This is a genomic window from Streptococcus sp. SS4 (genome assembly GCF_030440125.1).
In the GTDB taxonomy this organism is placed as follows: domain Bacteria; phylum Bacillota; class Bacilli; order Lactobacillales; family Streptococcaceae; genus Streptococcus.
In genome coordinates, this window is sequence record NZ_JAQFJM010000002.1 from 82,337 (window position 1) to 108,337 (window position 26,001).

At 41.1% G+C, this 26,001-nt stretch carries 26 protein-coding genes; 5 read left to right on the forward strand and 21 right to left on the reverse strand.

What is annotated here, in order from left to right:
* Positions 1-75: 75 nt before the first annotated feature.
* The 3 genes from PCY16_RS02500 to PCY16_RS02510 form a co-directional block, all read right to left on the reverse strand.
* Positions 76-627, reverse strand: a complete 552-nt coding sequence (locus PCY16_RS02500) for a cysteine hydrolase family protein (protein WP_073688410.1) — start codon at positions 625-627, stop codon at positions 76-78.
* 64 nt (positions 628-691) lie between these two features.
* Positions 692-1,477, reverse strand: coding sequence for a GTP-sensing pleiotropic transcriptional regulator CodY (gene codY, locus PCY16_RS02505; RefSeq protein WP_002884784.1), 786 nt, complete (start codon positions 1,475-1,477; stop codon positions 692-694).
* 269 nt (positions 1,478-1,746) lie between these two features.
* Positions 1,747-2,961: a pyridoxal phosphate-dependent aminotransferase gene (locus PCY16_RS02510; RefSeq protein WP_004183315.1), complete on the reverse strand. Its 1,215-nt coding sequence runs from the start codon at positions 2,959-2,961 to the stop codon at positions 1,747-1,749.
* Positions 2,962-3,324: 363 nt separating this feature from the next.
* Here PCY16_RS02510 and PCY16_RS02515 point away from each other — a divergent pair, with 363 nt between their 5' ends.
* Positions 3,325-3,777, forward strand: coding sequence for a universal stress protein (locus tag PCY16_RS02515; RefSeq protein WP_002884397.1), 453 nt, complete (start codon positions 3,325-3,327; stop codon positions 3,775-3,777).
* 77 nt (positions 3,778-3,854) lie between these two features.
* Here the strand turns inward: PCY16_RS02515 and PCY16_RS02520 are convergent, their stop codons facing one another.
* From PCY16_RS02520 to PCY16_RS02535, 4 genes are all read right to left on the reverse strand, one after another.
* Complete coding sequence (locus tag PCY16_RS02520; protein ID WP_195413550.1) at positions 3,855-4,607, reverse strand: hypothetical protein; 753 nt, start codon at positions 4,605-4,607, stop codon at positions 3,855-3,857.
* A gap of 69 nt (positions 4,608-4,676) precedes the next feature.
* The gene (gene pflA / locus PCY16_RS02525) at positions 4,677-5,477 is read right to left on the reverse strand and encodes a pyruvate formate-lyase-activating protein (protein WP_002891689.1); all 801 of its coding nucleotides are present in this window, start codon (positions 5,475-5,477) and stop codon (positions 4,677-4,679) included.
* A gap of 186 nt (positions 5,478-5,663) precedes the next feature.
* A complete protein-coding gene (locus tag PCY16_RS02530; protein WP_155213414.1) occupies positions 5,664-6,398 on the reverse strand; it encodes an LPXTG cell wall anchor domain-containing protein in 735 nt (244 codons plus the stop codon).
* Positions 6,399-6,751: 353 nt separating this feature from the next.
* The gene (locus tag PCY16_RS02535) at positions 6,752-8,083 is read right to left on the reverse strand and encodes a hemolysin family protein (protein ID WP_013991098.1); all 1,332 of its coding nucleotides are present in this window, start codon (positions 8,081-8,083) and stop codon (positions 6,752-6,754) included.
* Between the two features lie 109 nt (positions 8,084-8,192).
* Here PCY16_RS02535 and PCY16_RS02540 point away from each other — a divergent pair, with 109 nt between their 5' ends.
* Positions 8,193-8,975 (forward strand): ABC transporter ATP-binding protein, encoded by a 783-nt coding sequence (locus PCY16_RS02540; RefSeq protein ID WP_195413549.1) that lies wholly within the window; start codon positions 8,193-8,195, stop codon positions 8,973-8,975.
* Positions 8,976-9,198: 223 nt separating this feature from the next.
* Here PCY16_RS02540 and PCY16_RS02545 read toward each other — a convergent pair whose 3' ends face one another.
* From PCY16_RS02545 to dinB, 14 genes are all read right to left on the reverse strand, one after another.
* Positions 9,199-11,265, reverse strand: a complete 2,067-nt coding sequence (locus PCY16_RS02545; RefSeq protein ID WP_195413548.1) for a sodium:proton antiporter — start codon at positions 11,263-11,265, stop codon at positions 9,199-9,201.
* Between the two features lie 8 nt (positions 11,266-11,273).
* The gene (locus tag PCY16_RS02550) at positions 11,274-11,516 is read right to left on the reverse strand and encodes a hypothetical protein (protein WP_061389500.1); all 243 of its coding nucleotides are present in this window, start codon (positions 11,514-11,516) and stop codon (positions 11,274-11,276) included.
* Positions 11,513-12,061 (reverse strand): class I SAM-dependent methyltransferase, encoded by a 549-nt coding sequence (locus PCY16_RS02555; protein ID WP_013991103.1) that lies wholly within the window; start codon positions 12,059-12,061, stop codon positions 11,513-11,515. Before PCY16_RS02555 ends, PCY16_RS02550 begins: the two co-directional genes overlap by 4 nt.
* Entirely contained in the window at positions 12,058-13,002 is a 945-nt protein-coding gene (locus PCY16_RS02560) for a TIGR01212 family radical SAM protein (protein ID WP_195413547.1), read from the reverse strand. Before PCY16_RS02560 ends, PCY16_RS02555 begins: the two co-directional genes overlap by 4 nt.
* Before the next feature lie 85 nt (positions 13,003-13,087).
* The gene (locus PCY16_RS02565; protein WP_195413546.1) at positions 13,088-14,164 is read right to left on the reverse strand and encodes a SepM family pheromone-processing serine protease; all 1,077 of its coding nucleotides are present in this window, start codon (positions 14,162-14,164) and stop codon (positions 13,088-13,090) included.
* Positions 14,142-14,639 carry a pantetheine-phosphate adenylyltransferase gene (gene coaD / locus PCY16_RS02570; RefSeq protein WP_139723724.1) on the reverse strand — a complete coding sequence of 166 codons (498 nt, stop codon included), beginning with the start codon at positions 14,637-14,639 and terminating at the stop codon, positions 14,142-14,144. Before coaD ends, PCY16_RS02565 begins: the two co-directional genes overlap by 23 nt.
* Before the next feature lie 32 nt (positions 14,640-14,671).
* The gene (rsmD, locus tag PCY16_RS02575; protein WP_227039374.1) at positions 14,672-15,268 is read right to left on the reverse strand and encodes a 16S rRNA (guanine(966)-N(2))-methyltransferase RsmD; all 597 of its coding nucleotides are present in this window, start codon (positions 15,266-15,268) and stop codon (positions 14,672-14,674) included.
* 93 nt (positions 15,269-15,361) lie between these two features.
* Entirely contained in the window at positions 15,362-16,315 is a 954-nt protein-coding gene (trxB, locus tag PCY16_RS02580; RefSeq protein WP_255296714.1) for a thioredoxin-disulfide reductase, read from the reverse strand.
* A 32-nt stretch (positions 16,316-16,347) separates the two neighbouring features.
* On the reverse strand, positions 16,348-16,572 hold the full coding sequence (locus PCY16_RS02585; protein ID WP_022495904.1) for a DUF4059 family protein: 225 nt from the start codon (positions 16,570-16,572) through the stop codon (positions 16,348-16,350).
* 212 nt (positions 16,573-16,784) lie between these two features.
* Complete coding sequence (locus tag PCY16_RS02590; protein ID WP_195413545.1) at positions 16,785-17,528, reverse strand: amino acid ABC transporter ATP-binding protein; 744 nt, start codon at positions 17,526-17,528, stop codon at positions 16,785-16,787.
* Positions 17,528-18,274: an amino acid ABC transporter permease gene (locus PCY16_RS02595; protein ID WP_195413558.1), complete on the reverse strand. Its 747-nt coding sequence runs from the start codon at positions 18,272-18,274 to the stop codon at positions 17,528-17,530. Before PCY16_RS02595 ends, PCY16_RS02590 begins: the two co-directional genes overlap by 1 nt.
* 387 nt (positions 18,275-18,661) lie before the next feature.
* Positions 18,662-19,492: a transporter substrate-binding domain-containing protein gene (locus PCY16_RS02600; RefSeq protein ID WP_037598431.1), complete on the reverse strand. Its 831-nt coding sequence runs from the start codon at positions 19,490-19,492 to the stop codon at positions 18,662-18,664.
* A gap of 215 nt (positions 19,493-19,707) precedes the next feature.
* Positions 19,708-20,598: a peptidase gene (locus tag PCY16_RS02605; protein ID WP_195413544.1), complete on the reverse strand. Its 891-nt coding sequence runs from the start codon at positions 20,596-20,598 to the stop codon at positions 19,708-19,710.
* Between the two features lie 116 nt (positions 20,599-20,714).
* Positions 20,715-21,821, reverse strand: a complete 1,107-nt coding sequence (dinB, locus tag PCY16_RS02610) for a DNA polymerase IV (RefSeq protein WP_195413543.1) — start codon at positions 21,819-21,821, stop codon at positions 20,715-20,717.
* 267 nt (positions 21,822-22,088) lie between these two features.
* On the opposite strand from dinB, the gene pflB reads away from it, so the two are divergent.
* The 3 genes from pflB to PCY16_RS02625 all read left to right on the forward strand — a co-directional run bounded on the left by pflB (position 22,089) and on the right by PCY16_RS02625 (position 25,987).
* Complete coding sequence (pflB, locus tag PCY16_RS02615) at positions 22,089-24,401, forward strand: formate C-acetyltransferase (protein WP_195413542.1); 2,313 nt, start codon at positions 22,089-22,091, stop codon at positions 24,399-24,401.
* Between the two features lie 265 nt (positions 24,402-24,666).
* On the forward strand, positions 24,667-25,449 hold the full coding sequence (locus tag PCY16_RS02620) for a carbonic anhydrase (protein WP_195413541.1): 783 nt from the start codon (positions 24,667-24,669) through the stop codon (positions 25,447-25,449).
* Between the two features lie 85 nt (positions 25,450-25,534).
* Positions 25,535-25,987 (forward strand): GNAT family N-acetyltransferase, encoded by a 453-nt coding sequence (locus PCY16_RS02625; RefSeq protein WP_195413540.1) that lies wholly within the window; start codon positions 25,535-25,537, stop codon positions 25,985-25,987.
* The last annotated feature ends 14 nt before the right edge of the window (positions 25,988-26,001 follow it).

Here is a 26,001-nt window from a genome sequence, read left to right on the forward strand (position 1 = left end):
TTGAGAGTAGGACAGATTCCCACTCTCAATCCTCTCTCCATTATGACAATGATAAAAAAGAGTAAGAACTAACTCTTACTCCACAATTGTTGCTCCAAGCACATTTTTAAAATGCCCGATAGCAAAGTCATGAGCTTCAGGCGTCAAGGAGGCTGTTGCACTCTCTACCACCTCGATATCATAGCCCAAATTATAAGCATCAATGGCCGTATGTAACACACAAATATCTGTTAAAACTCCCGTCAAAACAACTGTCGTCACACGACGCTCACGTAAACGAATATCTAAATCCGTTCCGGAAAAGGCTGAATAGTGTCGCTTGTCCATCCAAAAGACACGATGATCGTCCTTGATGGCATCATATACACCAGCTAACTTACCATAAAGTTCTCGCCCAGATGTCCCTGCAATATTGTGAGGTGGAAAGAGTTTAGTCTCAGGATGGAAGGTATCTCCTTCATCATGTCGATCCATGGCAACAAAGATATAATCCCCATTGTCATAGGCTTCTTGAGTTACCTGAGCAATACGATCTTCAATGGCTTGGGCAGGCTTACCAGCCGTCAACTTCCCATCATCTGCCACAAAATCATAAGAGTAATCAATTGATATCAATGCCTTTGTCATGCTACTTTCTCCTTTTAAAAAAGTGGGGCAGGTCCTCCTACCTCACTCTCTTTCAGTATTCTTCTTATTCGTATTCTTTCAATTTGTCGTAGATACCTTCGTTAAGGACTTTAAGATAAGTCCCTTTCATACCGAGTGAACGGCTCTCAATAATACCAGCTGATTCCAACTTACGAAGGGCATTAACGATAACTGAACGCGTAATTCCGATACGGTCAGCAATAACAGATGCTGTCAAGCGACCTTCCAAACCGTCCAACTCGTTCAAGATAGCTGAAACTGCCTTGATTTCTGAGTAAGACAAGGTATTAATAGCCATGTTAATAGCTGTTTGTTTACGAATCGTTTCTTCCAAGTTCTCTGTTTGAAGGTTTAACAACTGCAACCCAACTACCGTAGAGGCTATCTCAACCAAGATAAGATCTTCATCCACAAAATCATGATCGTTACGCCAAATGATGAAAGAACCAAGACGCATACCACCACCATAGATAGGGGCAATTGTAGTCAAACCATCTGGGAAGTCATCTTTTGACTCCACTGGGAAAATGGTCAAGTCACTATCAATACCAATGTTTTCTTGAGTATCATAAACACGGCTGATACCACGTGTGTATTCTTCTGGAAGTTGTTTAGCTTCAAAAAACTCTTCCACACGATCATTGTTGGTTTTGTACTTCATGGCAAAACCAAGGAGAGCACCACCACCATTAACGATAGCAGCGTTACAATCAATGATATCCGCCAATTGAGCAGCCATGTTGTTGTATGGAAGATCTCCTTCCAAGCTGTCTACTGAGCGTTGCAAGATAGATGTAATTTTACGTGTTTTAGCCAGCAAATTTGCCATATTTATTGTCTTCACTTTCTATTGTAGTCATAATAATATCAAGCCTTGTACTAATCTTCTGCGTCAAGACTCACTAGCCCTATCATTATAGCACACTTAACCCAGAAATTGCAAACAATTGTCTGAAAATTATTTATTATTCTACTATTCATTATATTAAGTATATTATGGCATTTTTAGGAAGAATATTCGGATTTTTCTCAAATATATCCCCCCTTTTAGAAAAAATAAAAACCGGACAAGCCTTATTGTCCAGTTTTTTTAAGGAATTAGCGCTTGTAATATGACAAGACTCGTTCGATTTTATTACCGAGATCAGCCAACTCTTCCACTCGAGGAAGATAGACAATACGGAAGTGATCTGGTTCATTCCAGTTAAAGCCTTTACCTGGAACTAGGAGAACCTTCTCCTTCTTCAAGAGACGAAGACAGAATTCTTCATCATCTTCAATATCATACATGTTACGGTCAATCCTAGGGAAGATGTAAAGCCCTGCATCTGGCTTAACAGCTGATAGCCCTGGAATAGCGTTTACGGTATTCGTGATAAACTCACGTTGTTCATAGATACGCCCACCAGGAATCAAGAGCTCATCAACGGATTGGTAGCCACCAAGTGAAGTCTGAATAACGTGTTGAGAGAGCACGTTGGCACAGAGACGCATGTTAGCCAACATATTAAGCCCTTCAATATAGCCTTTGACATTCTTTTTAGGTCCAGAGAGAACCATCCAACCCACACGGAAACCACAGATGCGGTGAGACTTAGAAAGACCATTCATAGACACGCAGAAGACATCTGGTGCAAGACTAGCGATTGCAGTATGTTTCTTACCATCCATAACCAAGCGGTCATAAATCTCATCCGCAAAGATAATCAAATCATTTTGTCGAGCAATATCCACAATCTGTTCAAGAACATCCTTAGGATAGAGCGAACCTGTAGGATTATTGGGATTGATGACTACAATTGCCTTAGTATTTGACGTAATCTTTGATTTGATATCATCAATATCTGGATACCAGTTAGATTTTTCATCACATACATAGTGTACGGCATTACCGCCTGCTAGACTGACACAGGCTGTCCAAAGAGGATAATCTGGCATTGGGACCAAGACCTCATCTCCATCATCAAGCAAGGCCTGCATAGATATGGAAATCATCTCTGAAACACCATTACCAATATAAATATCATCAATATCTACATTTGGGAATCCCTTTAACTGGCAATACTGCATAATCGCCTTACGAGCTGAGAAAATCCCTTTACTATCCGAATACCCTTCACTGTTACGAACATTCATAATTAAATCACGAATGACTTCATCCGGTGCTGTAAAGCCAAATTCCGCAGGATTTCCCGTATTAAGACGAAGAATCTTTTCACCGTTAGCAATCATACGGTTGGCTTCATCCAAAACTGGTCCACGAATATCATAGGCAACGTGTTCCAACTTTGATGATTTATCAAATGTTTTCATAAGTTAATCCTTTCAAAAGATACTAAAAGCAGATACATCTAGCAGAAAATAAGAAAATTCAACACCTGATGGGGATTTCCACTTTTATTGACACCAACTTTATTTAGGCTCAGCCATTTGGTATCATTTCTGAAGACTTGTCTTCCAATTGTTTAATTATCATGTTTCTTACGAAGCTAATAACAGATTGTATTATACCTCTTTTTCATGCAATCTTCAATTTTTAGATAATACTGAAATCTTCACATTACTACGGACATCCTAAAGTAAGCAGTCAAAAAAAGATTTCAGAAAATCCATAACAACGCTTTCATTTTTTAAATTAAAGGAGTATAATAAAGCTAAAGATAGGAGGTAGAGCTTATGTCTCAACAATATGAACGTATTATGGTAGCTGTCGACGGTTCTTACGAATCAGAACTGGCCTTTATTAAAGGTGTGCACGTTGCAAAACGTAATAATGCTCAGTTACTATTGGTACACGTTATCGATACACGCGCCCTTCAAAGCGTTGCGACTTTCGACTCTTATATCTATGAAAAACTAGAAGACGAAGCTAAAGCTGTTTTGGCTGACTTTGAACGCCAAGCCAGAGAAGCTGGTTTAACCAAGATTCGCAAAGTTATTGAGTTCGGTAATCCTAAGAGCCTCTTGGCTGTTGATATCCCTGATAAGGAAAATGTTGACCTTATTATGGTTGGTGCCACTGGTCTCAATACTTTTGAACGCTTGCTTATTGGTTCATCTTCTGAATACATTCTCCGTCACGCAAAAGTTGACTTGCTCATTGTTCGTGACTCTGAAAAAACACTTTAGTCACCTCTCACAAGCACCTCTGGTGCTTTTCTCATACAAAAAAGAACTGAGAGTTAAAATCTCAGTTCTTTTTTGTTCTATTTTTCAGACTTTGCTGATTCAGACATCACTTCTGACTCTGAAGTTGACTGACTTTCTTCGACCAAGTCTTCACTAGCAGATTGACTTGAGGCACCTGCTTGCTCCAAAGCAAGGCTAGTTGAAAGGCTCTCACGCTCTGCTTCCTGACTAAGGCTAGCTTCAACAATCATGAGTTCCTTTTGACGTTCTGTTTCACGAAGGTATTCACGTTCTTCTAGCTCTTCCTGGCGACGTCTTTCCTGCTCAAGTCTTTGAGCTTTTTGACGCTCACGCTTAGCATGACGTTTTTGCGTCTCATCAATCAAGACTTTAGTGTTGTCTTTAATATGCATCCACTTAATAAGACGAACTAAGAGTCTCCATAGGAAAACAATAATCGATTCTGCGAAAAGAAGAATCTCAACCAGAATAACACCTAGCAAGCTCCAAGCCATGAAGAGTGTAATCAATAATTGCGTGAAAATCTTCTTCAAGTCACCCAAATGATTGTTGTGAATATTAAGAGTCTCAAGGAAAAGATCTAAAATTCCTTGCAAGAGGTGTGATTTAACAGATTTGTCTCCCTCTAAGCTCAAGTCCGTTTGAACTTCTGCCAGAGTAACAACGGTCAAGTCCCCATCTTGGTAGACATCAATACGGTCTCCTAATTTTATATCAAAATCAAAAAGCGTGCGATCTATTTTCTTAAGTCGCCCGTCAGGATGACTGAGATAAACAAAGTCATCATCAAATTTTAAAATACGAAACATAATTTACCTGCTCTTTATTGCTCCCTAAATAATAACAAAGTTAAAAAGCCCTTGTCAAGAGCTTCTTTTTCAATCCAAGGTTTTAACACCGATACGATTTTTATACTCTTGATACGTTTCAGTGTGCATGAGAGCTTTGGCATTTTTGACCCGATCTGCTGTTGGTGGTTTGACCCCTTCCAAAGGATATGGAATACCGAGCTCACGCCATTTGAACTCACCCATTGTATGGTAGGGAAGGATTTCAAATTTATCAACATTTTTCAAGGTCTTTACAAACTCGCCGAGCTTAATCAAGTGTTCATCAAAGTCTGTCAAACCAGGTACCAAGACATGGCGAATCCAGACTGGAACTTGTTTATCAGACAGATATTGAGCAAATTCCAAGATATTCTTATTAGGTTGACGGGTCACAAACTTGTGTTGTTCAGGATCAATCTCTTTGATATCCAGTAGAACCAAGTCAGTTACAGCCAAAAGTTTGTCAACAACTTCATGATACTCAGGAGTATTGCGGTAAGCAAACCCACAAGTATCAAGCGTACAGTGAATTCCTAGCTTCTTAGCCTCTGTAAAGAGGGCAGTGACAAAATCAATCTGAAGCATGGCCTCACCACCTGAAACAGTGATACCACCATGCTCACCCCAGAAATGACGGAAACGAAGAGCCTCATCTAAGACATCTTCAACCGTACGTTCAACAGCCTTATTTGACTCCATAGCCCAAGTATCTGGATTATGACAATATTGGCAACGCATCTTACAGCCTTGCATGAAAACAATAAAACGGATACCCGGACCATCTACGGATCCAAAACTTTCGGTTGAATGAACAAGTCCAGTCACCTGACTGTAATCAATTTCTGCCATGGCAGCCTCCTTGTAAACGCTTTTTACATGTTTTTATTATACCTCTTTTATCGGAAACATGCTCCATATCTGCCTGAATTCAAGCAAAGGTTATACTATAATACATCTAAAATTAAATGATATCTATACTATACCAGAAGAAAAACAAAAAAACTGGAAAAATCCAGTCTTTTATCATCTATATTATTAGGCACGTTTCTTAAGCCCCAAAAAGGCTGCAGCAGCAAGGAAAAATGTTCCTGCCAATGTCAAGATTACTGTTGATGCTTCACCAGTCTTAGGAAGTGTAACTTCCTTACCTTTAGCATCTTTACCAGTCAATGTACCGTCAGCATTCACTTTGAATCCTACTGCTTCAGGAGCGACAACACTTGTTGTACCATCAGTGTTAGCGATGACAATTTGGCTGTTTTGTGTAGACACAATTGTTTGACCAGCTGCAGTGACAACTGGAGCTGTTGGTGTTACGGTAACAACAGGTTGTCCATTAATGTTCACTGCTGGAGTTTCAGGGGTTTGAGCTGCTTCACTTGTCCCTTTATCAGTTGGTGAGGCCGGTTCTTCTGGCTTATCGGCTGGTTTCTCAGTTGGTTTATCAGCTGGTGTTGTTGATGAATCAACTGTTGGAGCCGGTGTCGCAGGTGTTTCTGGAGTTGCTGGTGTTGTTGGTTCAGCTGGTACTTCAGGAACTGTAGGTGTTGTTGGCGTTGCCGCACCTGTGTTTGAATCATTGCTACGAGCCAAGTCACCATCACTTGGGGCTGTTGAAGGACCTGTTGCTACACGATCTGTCGTTGGTTGTGTAAGAACAGCATCATTTGTCGCAATACCGTCGTCCGCAAAAGAAGTTACTGGTACAAAAGCTCCTAGGGTAAGGGTGAGTAAAAGCAAGCTACTATATATAGATTTTTTAGAAGCCATTAAGATTCTCCTTTTTTCATTTATCAGTTAATTTATATTCTACCATAAAAAAGTAATAAAAGACTGTTTTAATTAAAATCTTATTTATTTTTATTCTAAATCTATCGATACGCTAAAATATGTTAGAGCATCTCCAAAATTATAGTTCTTTTTCTGACAAAGTCTGGCAGTTTTGATAGCTAAAAAAGGCTTTATGACGTATTTTATAGACGTTTTCTAATCTTATTATTTTGATAAGCGGATATTCCAAGATAGATAAGAAAAAGCACTTTCACTCATAATGAGAGAAAGTGCCTAATTAGTAAATAGTCGCTTTTAAGTTCCAATATTTTCTAATAAAAACATGTAGAAAACTATTCTTCTGCCTCTTCTGGAGCTGCCGTGATGATTACCTTAAGTTTGGTTACGCGACCATCCTTAACCTTATCATTGATAAATTCGAGGTGTTTGTCCTTGTTGATAACTGAATAGTGTTCCTTGACTTCTTGAGTTGGGATGGCCCCCACACCAGTCAAATAATAACCTGCGATAGTATCAACGTCATCACTCTCAAGTTCTGTATCAAAATGTTCATTGAAGTCGTTAAGAGTCATAGCTCCTTCGACAATATAAGTATTCTCACCAATTTCACGAACTTCCACACTAGTTTTATCTGTTTCGTCGTCAATCTCACCAACGATTTCTTCCAAAAGGTCCTCGAAGGTAACAAGACCAGCAACGCCACCGTATTCATCAAGCAAGATAGCCATCTGATTATTGGTGTTACGAAAGGCCGCCAAGAGATCATCTACGAAGATAGTCTCTGGAACAAAGAGAGGTTCGTTCATGATTCGACGAAGTTTGATATTTTCAAAACCAAGTTCAAAACCTGCTTTTAGAAGGTTTTTAGTATGAATGACACCGATAATCTTATCCTTGTCATCCTCGTAAACAGGGATACGAGAGAAACTTTCCTTGAGAATAGCTTGGATATTTTCTTGAGTATTGTCTTCAATATCAATCATGAAGGCATCTGTACGAGGGACCATAACCTCACGTGCCATCAATTCATCAAGAGAGAAAATCCCCTGGAGCATTTCAATTTCTTCAGCCTCAAGTGTATCTTCACTCTTGGCCAACATGTACTCAATCTCATCCCGAGTCATCTGCTCATCCGCATCATCAAAGGTCATAGGCGTCAAATGAGACACAAGATTTGTCGATGCTGAAAGAATCCAAACAAAGGGACTAACAATCTTACCCGTAACAATAATAACTGGTGCTGAGTAGATGGCTAGATTTTCCTTGAGGTTCATAGCAATACGTTTAGGATAAAGTTCCCCAAAAACAATCGAGATATAGGTCAAGACAACCAAAGAAATCATGCTACCTGCTGTCTTAGCCCAGGCTGCATGACCAAACCAAGTCGCTATCACTGCACCTAGTGAAGCGGAGAGACTAGCCCCTTGTAAGAGACTGATAAAGGTAATACCAACTTGAATGGTTGATAAGAAGTTATTTGGATTTTCAAGAACCTTGAGCAGGCGAATAAATTTCTTGTCGCCTTCTTCAGCCTTTTGTTCCACACGTGAACGGTTTAGTGATACTAAAGCCATCTCTGATGCTGAGAAAAAGGCCGTAAGCAAGGTTAATATTAGTAATAAAATAGATTGAAATAATAAGGACTGACCACTGGAGTCTTCCATTTTTTCTTCTCCTCTAAAAAAATTCTGACTTCCATTATATCACAATTTCCCAATATAGGTTCCTATTTTATGCTATAATTAGAGTAATTTATCATCGAAGGAGAGACTTATGTCACTTATACGCTTAGAAAATGTCAGCTTGGCCCGCCAAGGAAAAACACTTTTGTCTGATCTTAACTGGACAGTTGAAAAAGGACAAACCTGGGCTATCCTGGGACTTAACGGTGCTGGAAAATCAACCCTCCTACGTTTGTTGACAGCTGAATTCTTCCCTTCTGAGGGAAAGGCTGAGATACTAGGCTACACCTTTGGGAATGGAGACATCACAGGTCTTCGTCAACATATCGGTATCGTCAGCTCCTTCATCACTGAGCGTTTGCCTAAGCATATGACTGCTGAAAAAATCGTCCTTACTGGTAAATACAAGAGCTCAATCCTCTACAAGGCATATGGAGATAAGGAGTTGCAAAAAGCCAAGGACATGCTGACCTCACTTGGTGCTGGAGATTTGATAGGTCGTAAATACCATGGCCTGTCTCAAGGAGAAAAACAAATTTGTTTGATTGCTCGCAGTCTCATGGAAGATCCTGACATCATTATCCTTGACGAAGCGACTGTTGGCTTGGACCTCTTTGCCCGCGAAAAACTCTTACGTCAGATTGACCGTATCACCTCGCTTCCTCATGCACCACTGGTCCTTTACGTCACCCACCATGCTGAAGAGATTACTGAAAAGATGGACCACATTCTCCTACTCCGTCAGGGAAGAATCGTGGCACAAGGACCAAAAAACGATATTATCACACCGGAAGTTCTAGCTGACTTCTACCAAAATCCTGTTCAAATTATTCCAATTGACGACCATCGTTTTTACATTAACCCTCTTTTATAGAGACAAGTCATAAATTAACTTGATTTAGGGCCAATTCTAAAACAACATCAAAACAACAAGTCCCCCAGACTAGGTCTAGGGGACTTGTTGTTTTATGGCTACTCCTCTTTTATTTTCGATACGCCGTACAAAATTAAGGCTGGAACGATGAGCTGTTCTATAAAAATATATGAACAAGAAGCCAAATTTTTTCTTGGCTTCTTTTTGCGATAACATTCATTGCTTAAGCTCGACCTCGAGCCAGATTAATCATATCATAAGTTAACGTGTTGCTAGTTTCTTTGAGAGAGTAATCCTCCAAAGTATTGACTTCCTTACGAAGCTGCTTGGCATACCGGCTAGAGATAAGTTCAGCCTGCTCGTACTCGTTGATAACCTTACGTTCCAAATAGTAGCCTCGCAACATTTCATCAATATTGTCTGGATGAAGGTGGGTGATAACCCGTTCAACAAAGGCACCTGATTGGATAATCTCAGCTTCTTGAAGGCGACTGCGTTTCAGATAAGACAAGAGATCTGAGTGATAAACACCTTCCAGATTACTCAAGGCTTCTAAAATCTGCTCCGTATTTGTTAAATAAAGTTCAGCCATATGGTCACGGTTTTCTTCCGTCAACCTAGGTCCTCTCCTAGTTTCATCCTGATCAATACGAAACTTGAAAGTAAGAGCCAAGTGCAACAATCTACGAAGGCCACGCACAAAGACAGCTAGGGCGTAAGAAAGGCTAGAGACAAAACCACGGTTGATACGACGTTCCAAGCCCTTGATATAACGTTGGTAGAGATTGTATTCGAGTTCTGAAATCTTACCCTTCTTGTAGGCATATTCCAGGCCTTCACTCTCAATTTCCATAATCATTACTCGGATATTGGCCAACTCTTCTTTGATATCATTTGATTCCTGCTCCAAGATTAAATCTTCCAAGCGTTGATTGTAGTTATCAATCGTAGCATAGACAGCCCCTTGATTGGTAGACTGTTTTAGATCTTTTTCCAACTCACCGACCACATCATTGAGAATGGCAATCTGCATATAATGGTTGGTCGTATGCGCTGGACCAGTGGCTAGCTTAGGTAGGACTAAAATCCCCGTTAAGAAGCTCAGCAAGGTCACACCCGCTACCGTAAAGAGCAAGAGACTATGTTCCAGAGCGGTCATATTGGCAACTGGAAGCAAAAGGATGGTTGCAATGGAAACCGTTCCTTTAACACCTGAAAAGGTTAACAGAGTAGCACCCTTCCAGATTTTTTTTAGTGATCGTTTGGCCCTCCAAGCTCTTTGGGCAAATACCGCACTAATCATAACAAACCGAATGCCAAACATGGTCGCTGTTAAAAGGATGATAGCAAGAAGCATCCAGAGATTATCGTAAGTGCTGCTACGCAGTACTGGGGCTGCTAGGGTTGGAAGTTCTGTTCCCAAGAGGAAGAAGACCATACCATTAAGCATGAAGGTAATGGTTCCCCAAATCGTATGAGAAACACTATCCAACTTGGCATCAAAAACGGTGATTTTTTTAAAGCGACTGGCAAGCGAAATCCCTGCTACAACAACAGCAATAATTCCAGAAGCATGAATTTCCTCGGCTACAAAGTAAGAGGAAATTGGTAGTACCAACTCTAGTAAGAGAGCACCTGTGACATCTGCAGCATCCATATTGTCCAAAATGGTCAAAAAGAGGCGATTAAACAAGGCTGTAATTAAGCCAACTAAAAAACCACCAAGCACAGAAATAACCAAATTCCAACTAGCACCAAGGAGGGAGAAGGCACCTGTTGTCAATGCAGTCACTGCCACCTGGAAGGCAACCAAACCAGAGGCGTCGTTCAGAAGACCTTCACCCTGCAAAATATAGCTAATCCACTTTGGAAAACTGAAACGTTTGGAAATAGCCGAATAGGCCACTAAATCCGTTGGCCCAAGGGCAGCACCAATGGCTAGGCAGGCAGATAAGGGTACCGAAGCAGGCAAGACGGCCTTAGCAAGATAACCGATTCCCAGCGTAGACACAAAGATAACTGGAAAAATCAAAAATAGAATGAGTTTCCAGTTACGTAGAATACTGGTAATATCACTTTCTTCACCCTCACGAAACAGCAAGGGAGCAATAATGAAAGCTAGAAAAAGTTCCGTTTCAAGCTCGAAAGCACGTTCCTTAAAAAGAAAACCGATACCCACTCCAAAAATAATTTGGATCAAAGGTAAGGGAAGACGTGGAAAGACACGATTAATAACGTTCGATAAAATCAAGCTAAAAAGAAGAACAAGCAAAGCTAACGATAGATGCATAGCTCCTCCTACCCTTCCTTATGACAACAGTTTGAGAATAGTTCTTTTTGCTTACTAATTTTTTTATCAATGGCAGTGACATCTTCCTTGGCTAAAAGTTTATGGCAACGTTCGACCTCAAGACTAGCTAACTTTTTCTTGATCTTAGCCGTTTTACGATTATCAACCTTTTTCAAAGTACCCTCGGCACTCTGCCTATCAATATATTTGGCCTGCATATCTGCAAGTTTTTCTTTAATATCTGTAATCATTGTAATTTCTCCAACATCACCAAAAATGGTGGGGTATTAATTTGATTAAGGGGTTGGTAAAGCATAGCTGTGAAAACACGCTGGTCCAAACCGATAACGTACTCTAGCACAGCATCCTTCTCCATATCACCACCATCATGACCGTAGTAAATCATAATAGCCAAGCGCCCACCAACCTCTAAGCGATCAAGGATTTTCTCAATGGCCTCAAGAGTCGTATGGGGCTTAGTGATGACACTTTTGTCTGCAGATGGCAGGTAGCCCAGATTGAAAATAGCTGCTCGAATAGGTTCCGTGACATAATGGTCCAGATTTTCGTGACCATCTAAAATGAGTTCCGCATTTTCAATTCCCAGGTCTGACAAGCGTTGACTGGTCTTTTCAAGCGCCTGCTCCTGCACGTCAAAGGCATAAACCTTCTTGGCAAGACCAGCCAGAAAGGCTGTATCATTGCCGTTTCCCATGGTCGCATCGATAGCTACACTCTCATCATCCAGCACTTCTGCTAGAAAGTCATGAGATAGATGAATGGGTCGTTTAATCATGCTTTTTCCTCCTTCTCGCTAGCTACTTTGCACCCTTGCCATGAGTCACGACGTTCCATCTCTTTGTCAATGGCATTAAGGACTTCCCACTTGTTGAGACTCCACATAGGACCAATCAACATATCTCGCGGCGCATCACCAGTAATCCGATGAATGACGATATCCTTAGGGATGATTTCCAACTGGTCACAGATGATTGACACATACTCTTCCTGACTCAGCAATTTGAGACGCCCCTCGTGGTAATCTCTTTGCATACGCGTATTGGTCATCAGGTGGAGGAGGTGGAGTTTGATTCCCTGAATGTCATTGTCCGTCACACAACGGCGAACATTTTCCACCATCATCTCGTGGGTTTCCCCTGGTAATCCATTAATCAGGTGCGATACAATTTCAGCCTTGGGCGCACGCTCACGCACACGCTTAACCGTCTCCACATAGAGTTCATAGCTGTGTGCTCGGTTAATGAGTTCTGACGTTTCTTCATAAGTCGTCTGCAAACCAAGTTCAACAGTCACATGCATACGTTCTGTGAGTTCTGCCAGATAATCAATCACATCATCTGGCAAACAGTCTGGGCGGGTACCGATATTGATACCAACAACACCAGGCTCATTGATAGCCTGTTCGTAGCGTTCCTTGATAACTTCAAGCGGCGCGTGGGTATTGGTAAAGTTTTGAAAATAAACCAGATATTTCTGAACTTCTGGCCACTTGCGGTGCATAAAGTCAATCTCATGGTAAAACTGCTCACGAATCGGCGCCTCAGGAGCTACAATGGCGTCCCCAGACCCCGATACCGTACAAAAGGTACAGCCACCGTGGGCCACTGTGCCATCACGGTTGGGACAATCAAAGCCCGCATCTATAGGAAGTTTGAAAATCTTTTCGCCAAAAATTTCACGATAGTAATCATTGACTGTTCTATAACGTTTTTTCATAAAGACTATTATAACACTTTGACCTTAAAAAGAGAGTAAGACTAGGACAAAAATCATGGATTTCTGCCTGTCCTACTCTCTCTTCTTACTTAGTCTTTTTCAAATAATCAATGGCTTCTTGAGCTGTTTTAACAGGGACGATTTTCATCTTGGTCCCCAGTTTCTTGGCAGCTTCCTTGGCCTCTTGATAGTTAGTCTTGGCATCCGGATCAGCCTTTTTCATTTCCTTAGTTACTGGATTATTTGGCACGAAGAAAATATCTGCGCCACTATCAGCCGCTGATTTCACCTTGAGGTAGGCCCCACCGATATCACCGACAGCCCCATCCTTTTCAATAGTGCCTGTTCCAGCAATTTTACGGCCAGCCTTGAGGTCTTGACCAGACACCTGATCGTAAATAGCCAAAGTAAACATAAGCCCCGCACTTGGTCCACCAACACCATCAAGTTTAAACTTCACGTTTTCAGGACTCTTGACCTCAGTATGATCCGTCAAACCAATACCGATACCATTTTTACCATTAGCAATCTTAATGATCTTACCAGTGGCAGTCTTTTCTCTGTCCTCTGTCATATAAGTGACCTTGACTTTTGAACCCAACTTAAGTCCTTGGACGTATTTAATCAAGTCAGTAGAATTATCAAAGGTCTTGCCATTGACAGCTGTCACCGTATCCGCAATATTAAGGACACCCTTAAAACTAGAATCATCAGCCACCTGAAGCACATAAACACCCATATACTCCAAGCTAGCCTCCTTACCAGCCAGAGTCAAGCCCTGATAAATCGCCTGGTTTTGTGAAGTCTCCATGTAAAACTGGTTGATACGCATGAAATCTTCGTCAGAGTAATTTCCAGTCGCCTCTTCAGCTGTTTGAAGCTTTGCAAAATCATTAAGCTGAGCATAGAGCATAAGGGCCAAAGTTGCCTTGGTTTGAGCCACCGCCACAAAATTGTAGGATCCTTTTGAATCATCAGCTTTCTTATCTACAGTCAAAACTTCCTTAGTATCAAAAGCCCCACCCGGAAGCTCAACATAATAATTATTTAGCGGGAAAAAGAGGGAAAAGAGGAGGAAAAGTACCGTAAAAATACTTAATAACCACCACTTAATCCGCCAAATTTTCCCTAATAGTGATTTAGATTCGTTCTTGTTTGCCACGCTTGGCCTCCACTTCCTTAACAACTGCTTGCGGAACATAAGAACTAATGTCCCCCTCAAAATAAATCAACTCACGCACACGACTCGAGGACACTGGTGTCACCTCATGACTAGCAATCAAATAAACCGTTTCAAGCTCAGGCGCCAGCCCCTTATTGAAATAATCCATATTAGCCTCATAGTCAAAATCTGTCGCATTACGAAGGCCTCTAACCAGATAAGTCACCCCAAGATCTCTGGCGACATCTACAGCCAGACTATCGTGAGCCGTTATAACCTTGACATTGGGAAGATCTGCTACAACCTCTTCCAAGATACGCTTGCGAGTCTCAATGTCCCAGAAGCCCTGCTTATTTTTATTATAAAATAGTCCAATATAGAGCTCATCAAAGAGCTTGCTGGCTCTGGCAATAATATCCATATGCCCATTGGTAATCGGATCAAAAGACCCCGTAAACATAGCAATCTTTGTCATAGCATTCCTTTCTACAACTTCCCTATCAAAGGCTAACGCACGTAAACGGTCACCTTACTGATACCATAGGTTTTCTGCTTCCAAATCCCAAAGTTTGAAATTTCTTCAGGCAAGTCCACAGTCTTATCCGTCTCGCAAACCAACATAACTTCTTCAGCCAAGAGCCCTTGCTCCTCTAACTGAGTAATATTAGCCACAATCTGCTCTTTGGCATAAGGCGGATCTAAAAGCACCAAGTCAAATTGACCTGTCAATTGTGTCAATGCACGCGTTGCATCCATCTTCAAAAGCTGAAACTGCTTCTCACTCTTGGTCATCTTGATATTTTCCTGGATAATAGCCTGTGCCCGACGATCCTTTTCCACGAGGACAGCAGACGACATACCACGACTGATAGCCTCAATAGCCAGGCTACCGCTCCCAGAAAAAAGATCCAAAACACGCCCTCCATCAAAGAAAGGACCAATCATATTGAAAATGGCACCTTTGACCTTGTCCGTTGTTGGACGAGTCGTTTTGCCTTCTAACGTTTTAAGCGGACGCCCGCCAAAATCACCTGCTACAACACGCAAGTTGGTCACCTCGTTTTTACTGATTTTTAGTAAGACTTTTTTATTATAACAAAAAATTACACATAGATGTTGCCACAAAGAAATCTAGTCATGCTAAATACCTACAAGACCACACAAAAAACTCGAGAAGCTCCCGAGTTTCTATTCATTTTACTTATCACCAAGTGCAGTCACGTAGTTGTAAGCTTCGATACCAGCTGTGGCACCATCACCTACGGCTGTTGTAATTTGGCGAAGGTCTTTCTGGCGGACATCCCCAATGGCAAAGATACCAGGAATACGTGTCGCCATCTTATCATCTGTAATTACCCAACCATCTTGGTCAGTGATGTCGAGACCTGTCAAGTAATCTGAAACTGGATCAAGTCCCACATAAACAAAGACACCACCAAATTCGTGGTTAGTCACCTCACCAGTTTTGACATTCTTGATATCAACACTGCGAACCTTGATATCATCACCCTTGATTTCTTCAACGACTGAATCCCAGATAAACTTGACCTTTTCATTGGCGAAGGCACGGTCTTGAAGAACCTTTTGGGCACGCAATTCATCACGACGGTGAACAATGGTCACGCTATTGGCAAAGCGTGTCAAATAAATTCCTTCTTCAACGGCAGAGTCTCCACCACCAACAACCAAGAGGTCTTGATTACGGAAGAAGGCACCATCACACACCGCACAGTAAGAAACACCACGGCTGTTGTACTCTTCTTCACCAGCAACACCAATATGACGGTGTTTGGCACCAGTCGCAATGATAACTGTCTTGGTTTGGTACTCCTCATCACCAGTTTTGACAACTTTATAGTCACCCTTGTCTTCGATACCAGACACAATACCATAAAGATTTTCAACGCCCAATTTTTCCAAGGGTTCGAACATCTTCATTGACAATTCAGGACCAGAGATACTTTCAAAACCAGGGTAATTTTCAATATCAGACGTGTTATTCATCTGTCCACCAGGAGCACCTTGCTCCAAAGTTGCCACTTTAAGGTTGGCACGAGCTGCATAAAGTGCTGCAGTCATCCCCGCAGGACCAGCTCCAATAACAATTGTATCGTACATGAGTAACTCCTTATATGATTTTCTTGTAGAGATATCTTACACCTAATGTGCCAACAAAGCTAGAATTATGCATTCAGCACGATAAGAATCGCCATAAAAGCAAATGCCAAAACGGGAATCGAAACCATCGACATCATAATAGCATCATAGAGGGCACCTTGACGCTCCTTAACAGTTTTGTCTGCACGACGTAAGGCACGCCATCCAAGCCAAATGGCACCAATCACCAAGCACATAAAGAAAGCAATCACAAGGCCTAAGAGGTAAAATTTAAAAATATTTAATAACATAAAACATCCTAAAGTGAGAAATAGAAAAGGCTGAGATAACATTCTCCAACCTCTGAATTCGACTAGTAATAACTGCGCGATGCAGTATCTGACTTGACACTTAGTCACCTTTGAGGTTTTCAAAAGCTCCTAATCATCCTAGTGGGAGTTTAACTATGGACTAAAATGTAGCCCCATCCCATTACCTTTTCTATTGTAACAAAAATCCCATCTTAAAGATATTGTTTTGAATAAGAAGCGAAAAATTCTTTTGTTCGTTCTTCTTTCGGATGGTTAAAGATTTCATCAGGTGTTCCTTGTTCAAGGATATGCCCTTTTTCAAGGAAGAGTACCTTGTCAGCCACTTGATAAACAAAGTTCATGTCGTGACTGACCAAAATCATGGTTTGACCTGACTTAGCTGCATCAGCGATTGATTTTTCAACCTCACCAACCAACTCAGGGTCAAGGGCAGATGTTGGTTCGTCAAGCAAGAGCACATCTGGCTTCATAGCAAGGGCACGGGCCAAGGCCACACGTTGCTTTTGACCACCTGACAAGTGACGTGGGTAGTGATTTTCGCGATTTGAAAGTCCAACCTTAGCAAGCTCTTCTTTGGCAATCTTAGTAGCTTCTTCGTCAGAAAGTTTCTTAACAATCTTAAGACCTTCCTTAACATTATCCAAGGCTGTACGACGTTCAAAGAGGTTGAACTGTTGGAACACCATGGACAACTTACGACGAAGAGTAAGGATTTGCTCTTTGGTAATTGTTTCGAAATCTACCTTGAAATCATCAATGGTAATGGTACCAGAATCAGGTTGTTCCAAATAGTTCAAGCTACGAAGGATTGTTGACTTACCTGCACCAGAGGCACCAACAAGAGCTACAACTTCACCCTTTTCAATGTCAATATCAATGCCATCGAGAACCTTTTGTCCTGAAAATTCTTTGGTCAAATTTTTGATACTAATCATTAGCGGTCACCTCCAATGCCAGAAATGTTAGTCGCTTCAGGAGCCTTAATGGCCATATGATTTTCAACCGAACGACCAATGTACTCAATCAAGATTGAGATTGCCCAGTATACAAGGGCAACTGAGATATAACGTTCAAAGTAACGGTAGTCGGCACCACCCAAGATTTGAGCCTGTGCATACATTTCGACGATACCTGCACTAAAGGCAAGTGATGTTCCCTTAGTCAAACCGATCAAACTGTTAATCAAACTTGGTGTCGCAATAACCGCTGCATTTGGAATGATGACACGACGGTAAACTTGTGCTGATGTCATCCCAAGAGAACGGGCAGCTTCGATTTCCCCAGCGTCAACGGCCTGAATCGCTGCACGGATGGTCTCACTCATGTAAGCTGCTTCATTAAAGGCAAAGGCTGTAATAGCGAAGATAGCTGGTGGAATCTCATTAATGTTCCAATCTAAGCCGAACTCACCATTCAAGTAACGAAGGAAGAGTGGAATGCCATAGTAAGTCAACATGAGTTGTACAAGGATTGGTGTCCCACGCAAGAAGCTCACAAAAACGGCTTGAATTGGATAAAGGATACGTACTCGATTGATTTTAACAACCGCAAAGACAAGGGCCAAAATCAAACCGAAGAAGGCACCTGCAATAGTCAATCCCAAAGTTAAAGGCAAGCGTTCCACAATCTTAGGAACAGCATCGAAGACAGCCTTCCATGAGAAGAGCTTACCAGCTGGCATCCAAGATGAAATCCATTTGAAGACAACCGTAACCAGTTGCAAAACATAGCCCCAAAGGATTTCCACTAGCCATGATAAGGGAATGGCTAAAGCAACAGCTACTGCCAAACCAACCAAGCCAAGGATAACTTGGAGATACCAAGGTGACCGATTAAATGCTTCTATACTCTTTTTCACAATGTCGCCCTTTCTTTCTAAAAAAGTCGGTTAGCCTAGTGCTAACCGTTCAAATATCTTATCGTAAATTTTATAATATTCATTTTAGCACGACTCAGAAAGTCTGTGAAATAGTCTTTTCTTATCAAAGTGATAAGGAAATCATATCACTGATAATTCAGCTTTATTAACGTCAAAAAGCTGAGACAGCAGTCTCAACTTTTAACAGTCTTATTTCAAATCACTGACGTAATCGCCACCGAAGTATTCCTTGCTGAGTTTGGCAAGGGTTCCATCCTTCTTGAGCTCTTTGATACGTTTGTTGGTAAAGGTTTTGAGTTCCTTACCTTGCTTATCATTTGAGAATAGAAGATATTCAAGACCATCAGTCTTCATACCGATATCGTCTTTAATCTTATTTACAGCCAACTTATAGCCTTGATCTTTGACAATGTACTCAGACGAAATGGCATCGTAAAGGATAAAGTCAATTTTTCCTTCTTGAATGTGTTGAACACGTGTTGAAAGACCAGTTGAGCTAGAAGCGTAGTTGATTGTAATTGGTGTCTTGTCCGCATTGGCATGGTTCCAATTTTCAAGCAATTGAGCATAGTTAGAGCCAGGAAGTACTTCTGTCGTCTTACCAGACAAATCGTCTAGGCTGGTATACTTGGTTCCCTCAGCACTGGTGATGGCATAGTTAGAACGTGAAATCGGATCTGAGAAACCATATTTCTGCGCACGTTCTTCATTGTAGTTGAAGTCATTAGCCGCAATCTGATAACGTCCAGAGTCCACCCCTGTCAAGATGGAATCAAAAGGCGTCGTCACAAACTTGACCTCATACTTGTCTGAATCCTTGAAAATAGCCTTGACCAAATCAATATCATACCCCTTGAAGTCGTCACCTTTTTTGAAAGTGAAAGGCGCCGTATCAGAATCCGTCGCAACAGTAATCGTCTGCTTTTCACCAGATGCCTTACCGTCACTCTTATTTCCACAAGCAGCCAAAGTCAAAACTGACAAGCCAAGAATCCCTAAACCTGCAAGCCATTTTTTCATATCTATATTCCTCGAAACTTTCATTAATAGTTAGTGATAATAGTTTACCATCTTCATCCAAACTCGTCTAATAATAAAATCCTAAGTGGTGATAGATAAAGGTTATAGGGGTAAGGGTAGAAATAACAAGATAGAAAAGAGTTGCCACACCAGTGACAACTCTTTTCGTCCAAAACAGCTTTCCATACATGTTTAACATCAAATCCACTAAAACACTACTTATCCTTATCTGATGACTTACTGCTTGAGTCGCTACTATCTTCAGGTTGATAGTCTGACAAATTCTTATGGATGCGTTCGGCGTAAACGGCTCTGCTTCCTGATTCGTCATGGTCGACCAAGGCTTCGGCAAGCTCTTTATAATCTTCTACAGAAATAGTCCAGTTTCCACCATCATCTTTGGTAAGCTTGAAAGTCTTTTCCAGATTATCAGCACCTGTCAAAGGTGTATAGGATATTTCTTTATCAATGTCCTTAAATTGCGTCAAATCACCGTTAAAGTTTTCACCATAAAGGAATTTCGTTGTGAGATCTTTGGCCTTACCTTTTTCCACATCGTTGTTATCAGCTTGATTCCATTGCTTCAACTTGTCAATGTCGTTGTCATAGAGACTCATAAGGAGAGTACGAACAGCAGCTGCAGCTCCATAGGCACTAACAGAACGCGAAGTAAAGGTAACTGTCGCATCATTTCCCTTAACTTTGACATCCTTCAGCTTATAGTCCTGAATCTTACCAATCATATTACGACGAACCTTAAGGAACTTAGAAAGTACTTGAGTTGGTGTCTTGGCATCATAGCCTTCAATGTATTTAAACGTATACTTTTCTTCCGGTGTATACCCCTTCTCTTCAATAGTGTCTGCAACCTGTTTTTCAAAGACATTCGTTTCAGTCCAGGTTTCGTAATTTTCACCGTAGAGTTTTGAAAAACCGTTACTAGATTTTCCAAGCATGGTATCAATTAAAACTGTCGCATCAGCCTTGGCACGTTCTGTCGGAGTTGGTGTCGCTTTTTTCTTCTCAGCTGGCTTATTGGAAGCACAGGCTACAAGAACCAAGCAGGTTGCTAAAATCAAGCCCAGATAAGTAAAAACTTTTTTCATTAAGATTATTCCCTCATTTCTATTGGTTACTATTTAAGATAGCATAGGTCTGATGATTCTTCAAGGTCACTTTTCAGGGTATGAAGCAAAACTCTTCCTATTATATTGTTTTTAAATCATGACTCCAAATCATCCAAATCTAACTGCCTGCCCTCTTGATCCTCTAAACCTGTCAGGGTGACACCTAAGAGGCGAACACCACTGCTATTTTCCTCCAGTTGATCAAAAATGGTATGAGCAATCCTTTCGATGGTGTCGAAATCCTGGGTCGATTTGTCCAAGGTCATACGCTTGGTTAAGGTTGAGAAATCCGAATAACGGACCTTGATGACAATAATTCGACCGACTTTTTTAGTTTTCTGAGCACTTTCAGCTACTCGCCTAGCATTCTTAGTCAACTCAGCCTTGATGTCATCTTCATTATAAAGAAGCTTGCCGTAGGTTCGCTCACTTCCGATAGATTTACGAACACGATTGGGCCTAACAGGACTATTGGAAATCCCCCTAGCCTTTCGAAAGAGATCAAATCCAAAACGTCCAAAACGATCAATCAGAGTCATCTCAGGAACCTTCAGAAGATCGGCACCGGTGTAGATATCCATGTCATGAAGACGTTCAACTGACTTTTTACCTACCCCATGAAACTTTTCAATAGGGAGCTTTTCCAAAAATTCCTGAGCCTCCTCTGGAAGTACCACCGTCAAACCAGCAGGCTTTTGAAAATCAGAGGCTAGCTTGGCGATAAATTTATTATAGGAAACACCTGCTGAACAAGTCAGGTGAATTTCCTGCCAGATATCATACTGGATAAGCTTGGCTACCTTAACCGCCGATTTGACACCAAGCTTATTTATCGTCACATCAAGATAGGCTTCATCGATAGACATAGGCTCAACCAAGTCAGTATAGCGTTTAAAAATCTCACGAATTTGCATCCCTACCTCTCGGTAATGGCTATAATTTCCTGAGATAAAGACAGCATTAGGACAACGTTCATAGGCTTCCTTAGAAGACATGGCTGAATGGACACCATATTTTCTAGCCTCATAATTACAAGTTGATACCACACCACGTCCCCCTGTTTTTCTAGGATCATGACCGATAATAACCGGCTTGTCCTTAAGACTTGGGTCATCCCTCATCTCGACCTGAGCAAAAAAGGCGTCCATGTCAATATGGATGATTTTCCGACTGGTATCATTTATTAGAGGAAATTCTAACATGGCTCCCTGCCTCCTTTCTCAGACTTATCTCATTGTAAAGCTTTTCACATAAAACTTTGGGCCTACAAAGCATTCTCCCCTTATGATACCAAAATCTATCAAAAAACAGAAATTTATAATACAGATTTGTCGTTTTCAAAACTGTATTATAAAAGAATGTCTCTAAAAATGGAGTTTTAAAGTTGTGTAAGCGTTTACTGTGTGATAGAATACTTCTAGAGAATGTAACAGATGATTTTGTTACTAGAATTATAGGAGATCCAAACTATGGCAACGGTTAAAACCAACACAGATGTTTTTGAAAAAGCGTGGGAAGGCTTTAAAGGAACTGACTGGAAAGAAAAAGCTAGCGTTTCACGTTTCGTTCAAGCAAACTACACACCTTATGATGGTGACGAAAGCTTCCTTGCAGGACCAACTGAACGCTCTCTAAAAATTAAAAAAATCGTAGATGAAACTAAAGCAGGCTATGAAGCTGAAGGACGCTTCCCAATGGATACTCGTCCAACTTCAATTGCTGACATTGACGCAGGGTACATTTCAAAAGAAGATGAACTTATCTATGGTATCCAAAATGATGAGCTCTTCAAATTGAACTTCATGCCTAAAGGTGGTATCCGTATGGCGGAAACTGCTTTGAAAGAACACGGTTATGAACCAGACCCAGCTGTACACGAAATTTTCACAAAATACGTGACTACAGTTAACGATGGTATCTTCCGTGCTTACACTTCAAACATCCGTCGTGCACGTCACGCTCACACAGTTACTGGTCTTCCAGATGCTTACTCACGTGGACGTATCATCGGGGTTTACGCTCGTCTTGCCCTTTACGGTGCTGACTACTTGATGCAAGAAAAAGTTAACGACTGGAATGCTATTAAAGAAATCGACGAAGAAACTATCCGTCTTCGTGAAGAAGTTAACCTTCAATACCAAGCACTTCAAGATGTCGTTCGCCTTGGTGACCTTTACGGTGTAGATGTTCGTCGTCCTGCCTTCGATACTAAAGAAGCTATCCAATGGACAAACATCGCCTTCATGGCAGTATGTCGTGTAATCAATGGTGCCGCTACTTCACTTGGTCGTGTGCCAATCGTATTGGATATCTATGCAGAACGTGACCTTGCTCGTGGTACTTACACTGAATCAGAAATCCAAGAATTCGTCGACGATTTCGTTATGAAATTGCGTACAGTTAAGTTTGCTCGTACAAAAGCTTACGACCAATTGTACTCAGGTGACCCAACATTCATCACAACTTCTATGGCTGGTATGGGTGCTGACGGACGTCACCGTGTTACTAAGATGGACTACCGTTTCTTGAACACTCTTGACAACATCGGTAACTCTCCAGAACCAAACTTGACAGTTCTTTGGACTGACAAATTACCTTACTCATTCCGTCGCTACTGTATGCACATGAGCCACAAGCACTCTTCTATCCAATACGAAGGTGTGACTACTATGGCTAAAGACGGATACGGTGAAATGAGCTGTATCTCATGTTGTGTATCACCACTTGACCCAGAAAACGAAGAGCAACGCCACAACATCCAATACTTCGGTGCTCGTGTTAACGTGCTTAAAGCCCTTCTTACTGGTTTGAACGGTGGTTACGACGATGTTCATAAAGACTACAAAGTATTTGACATCGATCCAGTCCGTGATGAAGTTCTTGACTTTGACACTGTTAAAGCTAACTTCGAAAAATCTCTTGACTGGTTGACTGACACTTACGTAGATGCCCTTAACATCATCCACTACATGACTGATAAGTACAACTACGAAGCTGTTCAAATGGCCTTCTTGCCAACTAAACAACGTGCTAACATGGGATTCGGTATCTGTGGTTTCGCAAATACTGTTGATACATTGGCAGCTATCAAATACGCTACAGTTAAACCAATCCGTGACGAAGATGGCTACATCTACGACTACGAAACAATCGGTGAATACCCACGTTGGGGTGAAGATGACCCACGTTCAAACGAATTGGCAGAATGGTTGATTGAAGCTTACACTACTCGTCTTCGTAGCCACAAACTCTACAAAGATGCAGAAGCTACAGTTTCACTTCTTACAATCACTTCTAACGTTGCTTACTCTAAACAAACTGGTAACTCTCCAGTTCACAAAGGGGTATACCTCAACGAAGATGGTTCAGTGAACTTGTCTAAATTGGAATTCTTCTCACCAGGTGCTAACCCATCTAACAAAGCTAAAGGTGGATGGTTGCAAAACTTGAACTCACTTGCAAGTCTTGACTTCGGTTATGCAGCTGACGGTATCTCACTTACTACTCAAGTATCACCTCGTGCCCTTGGTAAGACTCACGACGAACAAGTTGATAACCTCGTAACTATCCTCGACGGATACTTCGAAAATGGTGGACAACACGTTAACTTGAACGTAATGGACTTGTCAGACGTTTATGAAAAGATCATGAGCGGTGAAGATGTTATCGTACGTATCTCTGGATACTGTGTAAACACTAAATACCTCACTCCAGAACAAAAAACTGAATTGACACAACGTGTCTTCCACGAAGTTCTTTCAATGGACGACGCTTTGGGATAAAAACGAATAAAGAGCTCGCAATAGCGGGTTCTTTTCTTTTTGTAAAATACTTATTTTCATTATAGTTTTCTAAATCTACTATAATTTACATTTGACTTTTTTCTCAGATTAGCTATAAAATAAAAGCGTTTCCGTTTGGTTTCTCCAAACACTTCACTCTCAGAAGCACCTCAGAGAAATGACACTCTATCACTGTCTAACTGCTAGTTTACAAATAACAGGTCAACTAGTATGACAATAAAATAAAAGAGTACAAGGAAGAAAGATGAATAAGAAAAGTTTTAAGCTAATTGGATTAGTAGCTCTCGTAGCAAGTACAGTCCTACTCGTAGCCTGCCAATCCGAGACAAAAACCAAAAACTCAAAGTCCAAGGACGTTCAATGGGGTTATACTGGCTCTACTGGTCCAGACCATTGGGGTGACCTTTCGAAAGATTATGAACTCAGCAAAAATGGTAAAGAACAATCTCCGATCAATATCACCGGAGCTGAGGACGTTGATCTTCCTGAACTAATCCTTAATAATCAAGAATCAGAAGCTCAAGTTAAAAATAACGGGCATACTATTGAAGTCAGCTTTAAAAATCCAAAGAATACCCTAACGATTGGTAACGAAGTTTACAAGTTGCAACAGTTCCATTTTCACGCACCAGCTGAGAATGAAATTGATGGTCAGACTTATCCTCTAGAGGGGCACTTCGTATATAAGACAGATAATGGGAAAATCACAGTTATCTCAGTTCTCTATAATTATGGCGATGAAAATCAAGCCTTAAAACAAATCTGGGACAAAATGCCTCAAGCGGCCAATACTGAAACTGAGCTTTCTCAGGCCATCTCACTTGATGATTTCTATCCTGAAGACAAGGACTACTACAACTTTGAAGGTTCCCTGACAACACCACCATGTACTGAAGGTGTTAACTGGATTGTCTTCAAGAATCAAGAAACTGTCAGCAAGGAACAATTGGAGAAATTCACTCAAACCCTTGGATTTGAAAATAACCGTCCTATCCAAGATACAAACGGTCGAAAGATAAATGAATAAAACAAGATAAAGAGCTTGATGATAACTCCTCTCATCAAGCTTTTTTTCGTTGACGATATACTAGAATCTTTGTTACACTGGTTCTATGATTATCAAACATACAAGAGATACACTTTCAAAGACTTATCTAGATGCTGTGGCTATTCGAAACACCGTTTTCGTTAAAGGGCAAGGAGTTCCTCACTCTATCGAGATTGACGCAAATGAAGCCTACTGTATTCACTTTGTTTTATACGATGATAAAGACAAGGCTGCAGCAACCGTACGCCTACTGCCTAATAAAGATTTGACTCAGCTTACCCTCCAACGTATGGCGGTGCTCGATACCTACCAAGGTCAAGGTCTGGGAAGCATTCTCTTGAAAGAAGCTGAAGATTTTGCACAAGAGCAAGGCTTCCAGACTATTTCTCTCCATGCTCAACTCGGGGCACTTAAGTTCTACCTCAATAATGGCTATCAGGAAGTCGGTAAAATCTTTGAAGAGGCTGGTATCCAACACATTACTGTTGAAAAATCATTACTAAGTAAAAAAGCTTAAGCAGTAGGTCAACT